This window comes from Polynucleobacter sp. 35-46-11 (genome assembly GCF_002281105.1).
Window position 1 is genome coordinate 1 of sequence record NZ_NCFJ01000130.1, and the last position, 6443, is coordinate 6443.

Consider the following 6443-nt stretch of genomic DNA (forward strand, 5'->3'; position numbering starts at 1 on the left):
CAGAGCTCTTTAGAACTACCAATTTCTAGAACGCGAACTTCGTCACCATACTTCTCACCAAAGAGCATCATGGCACCAGTTTTCTGCGCATCATCCAAAGACATCACTTTTCCGGAAGTTGCGGTATTAGCCAAGATCTCAGCATTCACGATATCTTCTACCCGACGAATTTCTGCTGCAGTAATGGGTGCGTTATGAGTAAAGTCAAAACGAGTTTTACTAGCATCGACCAAAGAACCCTTTTGCTGCACATGATCACCTAAGACCTCACGCAATGCTTTATGCAAAATATGCGTAGCACTGTGGTTACGCATCGTTTCAGTTCTTTGCTGGACATCTACCAAGGCGTTGATTGAATCGCCCACCTTGAGCTCGCCCTCTTGCACTTCACCTTGATGACCAAACACATCAGCCTGAATCTTGAAAGTATCTTCAACTGCAAAACGTACTGCCTCATTACGTAGCTCACCCTGATCTCCAACCTGTCCACCAGATTCAGCATAGAAAGGGGTGTGATCTAAAACGATTACTGCAGTATCGCCAGCTTTAACAGACTGCACGGCCGAGCCATCAACGTAGAGTGCCGTTACTTTGGCGCCCTCATGTTTCAGGGTGTCATAGCCATGAAACTGAGTTGGTTTGCCGGAGTACTCCAAACCTTGGGCCACTTTGAACTTGCCAGCCGCTCTTGCTTGATCGCGCTGCTTTTGCATCGCCAACTCAAAGCCTTCCGCATCAACCGAAACACCGCGCTCACGACACACATCGGCAGTCAAATCTAATGGGAAGCCAAATGTATCGTGCAAACGGAAAGCAGTTTCGCCATCCACTGTCTTAGCACCACCAACAAGCGCGCTCTCCAGAATCTCCATACCGTTAGCGATTGTCTGAAAGAAGCGCTCTTCTTCCTGCTTAATCACTTCACTTACTTTGTCCTTGGCAGCTTGTAACTCTGGATATGAAAGGCCCATCTCTTTTACGAGGGCAGGAACAAGTTGATAGAAAAACGGTTTGCGCGCACCCAACTTATAACCATGACGAATTGCACGGCGCGTAATACGGCGCAGGACATAGCCGCGCCCAGCATTACCTGGGATCACACCATCCACCACAATAAAGCTACATGCACGAATATGGTCTGCAATCACCTTAAGTGAAGGACTGTCAATATCGCAGTTCGCGCCACCAGCTGCATCAACCGCTTCTTTAGCAGCCTTGAGCAAATTCACAAAGAGATCAATCTCATAATTGGAATGCACTTGCTGCAATACTGCAGCGATACGCTCCAAGCCCATGCCAGTATCAACACTAGGCTTAGGCAAGAGATGCATGTTGCCCGCTTCGTCGCGGTTGAACTGCATGAACACGTTATTCCAGATCTCAATATAGCGATCACCATCCTCATCAGGACTTCCTGGAGGCCCGCCAGCAATGTGTGGGCCGTGGTCATAGAAGATTTCAGTGCAAGGTCCACATGGTCCGGTGTCGCCCATCATCCAGAAATTATCTGAAGCGTAACGTGCCCCCTTGTTATCGCCGATGCGAATAATGCGCTCAGCTGGCACACCAATTTGCTTGTTCCAAATCTCATAAGCCTCGTCATCTTCCGCGTAAACAGTCACGAGTAGCTTTTCTGCGGGAAGTTTAAAAACTTCAGTGAGCAATTCCCAGGCAAATTGAATTGCATCCTTCTTAAAGTAATCTCCAAAAGAGAAGTTACCCAGCATTTCAAAAAAGGTGTGATGACGGGCTGTGTAGCCAACGTTATCCAAGTCATTGTGCTTGCCACCCGCACGGATACATTTTTGAGCAGTGGTTGCGCGGTTATAAGGACGCTTATCAAAACCCAAAAAGACATCCTTAAACTGATTCATCCCCGCATTCGTGAATAGCAGAGTTGGGTCATCCCCTGGCACTACCGGACTGGAGGGGACAATTTGATGGCCTTTTTTGGCGAAGTAGTCCAGGTAGGCCTGGCGAATTTGGGAGACTTTCATGCTAATAATTATCGCATTGGCACTAGTCGGGGGCAAACCCTAGGCAAACCCCCTCAATCCTGCCTTACAATCCCATAACATTAATAAATAGATCGACCTTTAAGTCGATATAAGGAGCTCAAGTTGAAAATTCGCAATCAAAGGGATTTTGGCGCCGGAATCATGTATATGGTTATCGGCATTTTCTTTGCAGGTATTGCCACCACCTATTCTTTGGGCACTGCGGCCAAAATGGGTCCTGGATACTTCCCGCTGGCCCTCGGAATACTCATGTTTTTACTGGGCTTACTCGTACTTGTTACCTCATTGAGAGCTAGCGCAGCCATCGATCAAATCCCTCAATTCAACTGGCGAGTGATAGGCATTATTACTGGATCAATTTGTCTTTTTGGCATTTTGCTGCCAACTATGGGAGTTCTGGTGGCTATTTTTGGCCTTGTTTTTGCATCTTCAACGGCAAGTAAGGAATTTAGCTGGAAAGCAGCTACCCTAAATTCCATTGTGCTGATGGTGTTTACTTATCTGGTGTTTATCGTTGGCCTTAAGCTCACGTTCCCAGTTTTACCGTTCTTTTTCGAATAATCACCGGGAACCAGAAAAATGGAATTATTTAATAATCTCGCTCTCGGCTTTGATACCGCGTTCACCCTGCAAAATTTAATGTATTGCTTTATTGGCTGCCTATTGGGCACGCTAATTGGCGTACTCCCAGGCCTAGGTCCTGTAGCCACTATTGCTATGTTGCTCCCAGCAACCTATGCACTGCCTCCAATTGCAGCCTTGATTATGTTAGCCGGTATTTATTACGGCTCACAGTACGGAGGATCTACTACTGCGATTTTGCTCAACATTCCAGGGGAAACGTCCTCGGTGGTGACCGCAATTGACGGCTACCAAATGGCTAAAAATGGCCGCGGTGGTGTCGCTTTATTTACAGCGGGTATGGGTTCATTCTTTGCTGGCTGCGTAGCTACTTTAGTTTTAGCCGCTTTTGCCGCCCCTCTCTCTGAGTTGGCCTTTAAGTTTGGTCCCGCTGAATACTTCTCACTAATGGTTTTGGGATTAATTGGCGCGGTTGTTCTGGCTTCAGGCTCCTTGATCAAAGCCATTGGCATGATCATCCTTGGTTTATTGATGGGCTTGATCGGCACGGACGTGAACTCTGGGGTTGCTCGCTACTCCTTTGACATTCCACAACTAAGCGACGGTATTGGCTTTGTCAGCGTGGCTATGGGTGTATTTGGCTTTGCTGAAATCATGGGTAATTTAGAGAAAAAAGGTGACGAAGAGGGCTTCCTCAATAAAGTTACCTCCATGATTCCCACCAAAAATGATCTCAAGCGCATGGTGCCATCTATTCTGCGCGGCACTACCATAGGGTCAATTTTAGGAATTTTGCCAGGCGGTGGTGCAGCTCTGGCTGCCTTTGGCGCTTATTCAGTTGAGAAGAAATCCTCAAAATACACCCACGAATTCGGTAAGGGCGCTATTGAAGGTGTAGCTGGTCCAGAAGCAGCTAATAATGCTGCAGCTCAAACCTCTTTCATTCCATTGCTCACTTTGGGTATTCCACCAAATGCAGTGATGGCTCTGATGGTTGGTGCGATGACTATTCATAACATTCAACCTGGTCCACAAGTGATGACTAGCAACCCAGCCCTGTTCTGGGGTCTGATTGCATCCATGTGGATTGGTAACGTGATGTTGATTCTCTTGAACTTGCCTCTCATTGGTATTTGGGTAAAGCTCTTGAAAATTCCATACCGCTTGATGTATCCAGCCATCCTAGTCTTCTGCTGTATCGGCGTTTACACCGTCAATAATTCCATATTTGACGTTTATGTAACGGCTGGTTTCGGCTTAATTGGCTACCTCTTCTTCAAGCTCGGCTGCGAACCTGCTCCATTACTCCTTGGTTTCGTGCTCGGACCAATGATGGAAGAGAACTTCCGTCGCGCACTGTTGTTGTCACGCGGTGATTTCTCCACCTTCTTTACGCGTCCACTATCTCTCAGCCTGCTCATTGCGGCTGCTCTCTTGGTGGTGATCGTAGCTCTCCCGGCGGTTAAGAAAACCCGTGAAGAGGCTTTTGTAGAGGAGTAATACTCGAAAGCTTCCCAGAAACGAGCCCGCAGTAGTTTGCGGGCTTTTTTCTTTAGGGGCGAGGGTTTTCTCTACAATGGGCGCATGTCCCAAGATAGCAAATCACCCAAAGTTCCTGCCAGCGTCATTGCTGAGCCTTCCAACTTTTTGCGCCAGATCATTGACCATGATTTGGCGAGTGGCGCCTATCAGAACCGCAGCAGCCGTGATGGTCAAGCTATCCCCTCCATCATTACGCGCTTTCCACCAGAACCTAATGGCTATCTCCACATCGGTCACGCCAAAAGTATCTGCCTCAACTTTGGCTTAGCTGCTGATTACAACCAACTAGCTGGTGGTGCGCGTTGCAATATGCGCCTCGATGATACTAATCCAGTCAAAGAGGATGTTGAGTATGCGGACAGCATTTTGGATGCAGTCAAATGGCTTGGCTTTGATTGGGGCACGCACCTGTATCACGCGAGTGATTACTTTGATCAGCTCTATGAGTTTGCAGAAATTCTGATTCAGAATGGCAAATCCTATGTGGATAGTCAAAGTGCCGATGACATTCATACCAATCGTGGCAACTTTGGGCAAGCTGGAAAAAATAGTCCTTATCGCGATCGCACTCCAGATGAGAATCTGACTTTATTTCGCGAGATGCGTGATGGCAAATACAAAGATGGCGAACATGTTCTACGTCTAAAAATTGATATGGCGCATCCTAATATTGTGATGCGTGATCCTGTGGTCTATCGTATTCGTCATACCGATCACCACCGGACTGGCAGTAAGTGGTGCATCTACCCTTTATATGATTTCACCCACTGCATTTCAGATGCACTAGAAAATGTCTCACACTCCATCTGCACTTTGGAGTTTGAAAATAATCGTCCGCTCTACGATTGGATTGTTGCCTCACTAGCAGAATTGGGGATCTTCAAAAATCCAGTGCCGCATCAGTATGAATTCGCCCGCCTCAACTTAACTTACACCATCACCAGCAAACGTAAGCTGCTGCAATTGGTCGAAGAAAAACATGTTGATGGCTGGGATGATCCACGCATGCCAACCATCGTCGGTATTCGTCGCAGAGGCTATACGCCAGAGAGTATTCGCTTGTTCTGCGAGCGAATCGGCGTTTCTAAAGCGGATAGCTGGATCGATATGAATACGCTGGATCAAGCCTTGCGGGATGATCTAGAAGGCAAGGCTCCACGGGCTACAGCAGTTCTAAAGCCACTCAAGCTAGTGATTGAAAACTTTGACGCCTCTGTAAGTGAGCCCTGTTCAGCACCACGCCATCCTCAGCATCCTGAATGGGGTAATCGTGAATTTCATTTCACAAAAGAATTGTGGATTGAAGAGGATGACTTTATGAAGGAGCCTATTAAAGGATTCTTCAGGCTCTATCCACCAATCGGTGATCAGCCCGGTGGACGCGTGCGTTTGCGCCATGGATTTGTGATTGAGTGCACTGGCTTTGAAGTAGATGCTAATGGCAATGTGATTCAAGTGAACGCGACTCACTTCCCTGATAGTAAGAGTGGTACTCCTGGCTCAAACAATTACAAAGTCAAGGGCAACATTCATTGGGTCAGCGCAGCTGAGGCTGTGCCTGCGCAAGTGCGTCTCTATGACCATCTGTTTAATGATCCACATCCAGATAGTGGTGATAAAAATTTCCTTGATGCGATTAACCCAAGCTCTAAGCAAACGATTATTGATTAACCCATGCTCTAAGCAAACGATTATTGCCTACTTAGAACCTTGCATGAAAGACGCCAAAGCAGAAGATCGCTTCCAGTTTGAACGCCATGGCTACTTTGTCGCAGACCAAAAAGATTCCAAGCCGGGTCAGCCTGTATTTAATCGGACGGTCGGACTTAAGGATTCTTGGAAATAGTTTTCAGAAACTCTGCCACGCTGGGATAGCGTAGCGGGGTTTTTAATTCTACTAGTCGCGTATTGGTTACACGCCGTGACTCCCGCATAAAAGACCACAGCATGGGAGATACGATTTTTTCCAATTTCTCAGCAGGCATTCTGGGTGGTCGCTCCAAACCAAAGGCATCAGCCACTTCATCAAAGTAATCACCCATCTTGGTTTCACCGCCGTCACAGGCATTAATGATGCGCTGCGGTTTGCCATGGTAAATGGCTGCACAAAGCAATCTTGCCAAATCATCGCTCTGTATATGGTTCGAATAAGCATCCTCAGCCGAATTTAATGCGGGTGTTCCTGCCTGTATGCGGTCAATAGGCAATCGGTCTGCAGCATAAATGCCGGGTACACGTAGGATGGTCAGCGCGACTCCATGAGCTGGAGCCCAAAGACGCAGGCAATTTTCTGCGTCCACC

General features: G+C 47.4%; 3 protein-coding genes and 2 pseudogenes. 3 read left to right on the forward strand and 2 right to left on the reverse strand.

Annotated elements, in window-relative coordinates:
- Positions 1-1997 (reverse strand): alanine--tRNA ligase (gene alaS / locus B7Y67_RS09805; protein ID WP_293598488.1); only part of this gene is annotated, 1997 nt, incomplete at its 3' end.
- A gap of 123 nt (positions 1998-2120) precedes the next feature.
- Here alaS and B7Y67_RS09810 point away from each other — a divergent pair.
- The 3 genes and pseudogenes from B7Y67_RS09810 to B7Y67_RS09820 all read left to right on the forward strand — a co-directional run bounded on the left by B7Y67_RS09810 (position 2121) and on the right by B7Y67_RS09820 (position 5988).
- Positions 2121-2579, forward strand: coding sequence for a tripartite tricarboxylate transporter TctB family protein (locus B7Y67_RS09810; RefSeq protein WP_293598489.1), 459 nt, complete (start codon positions 2121-2123; stop codon positions 2577-2579).
- Between the two features lie 18 nt (positions 2580-2597).
- Positions 2598-4100, forward strand: coding sequence for a tripartite tricarboxylate transporter permease (locus B7Y67_RS09815; protein ID WP_293598490.1), 1503 nt, complete (start codon positions 2598-2600; stop codon positions 4098-4100).
- 84 nt (positions 4101-4184) lie between these two features.
- Positions 4185-5988: pseudogene (locus B7Y67_RS09820) on the forward strand (glutamine--tRNA ligase/YqeY domain fusion protein).
- Here B7Y67_RS09820 and B7Y67_RS09825 read toward each other — a convergent pair.
- A pseudogene (locus tag B7Y67_RS09825) lies at positions 5969-6443 on the reverse strand (SDR family NAD(P)-dependent oxidoreductase); the annotation flags it as partial. The pseudogenes B7Y67_RS09820 and B7Y67_RS09825 sit on opposite strands and share 20 nt — an antisense overlap.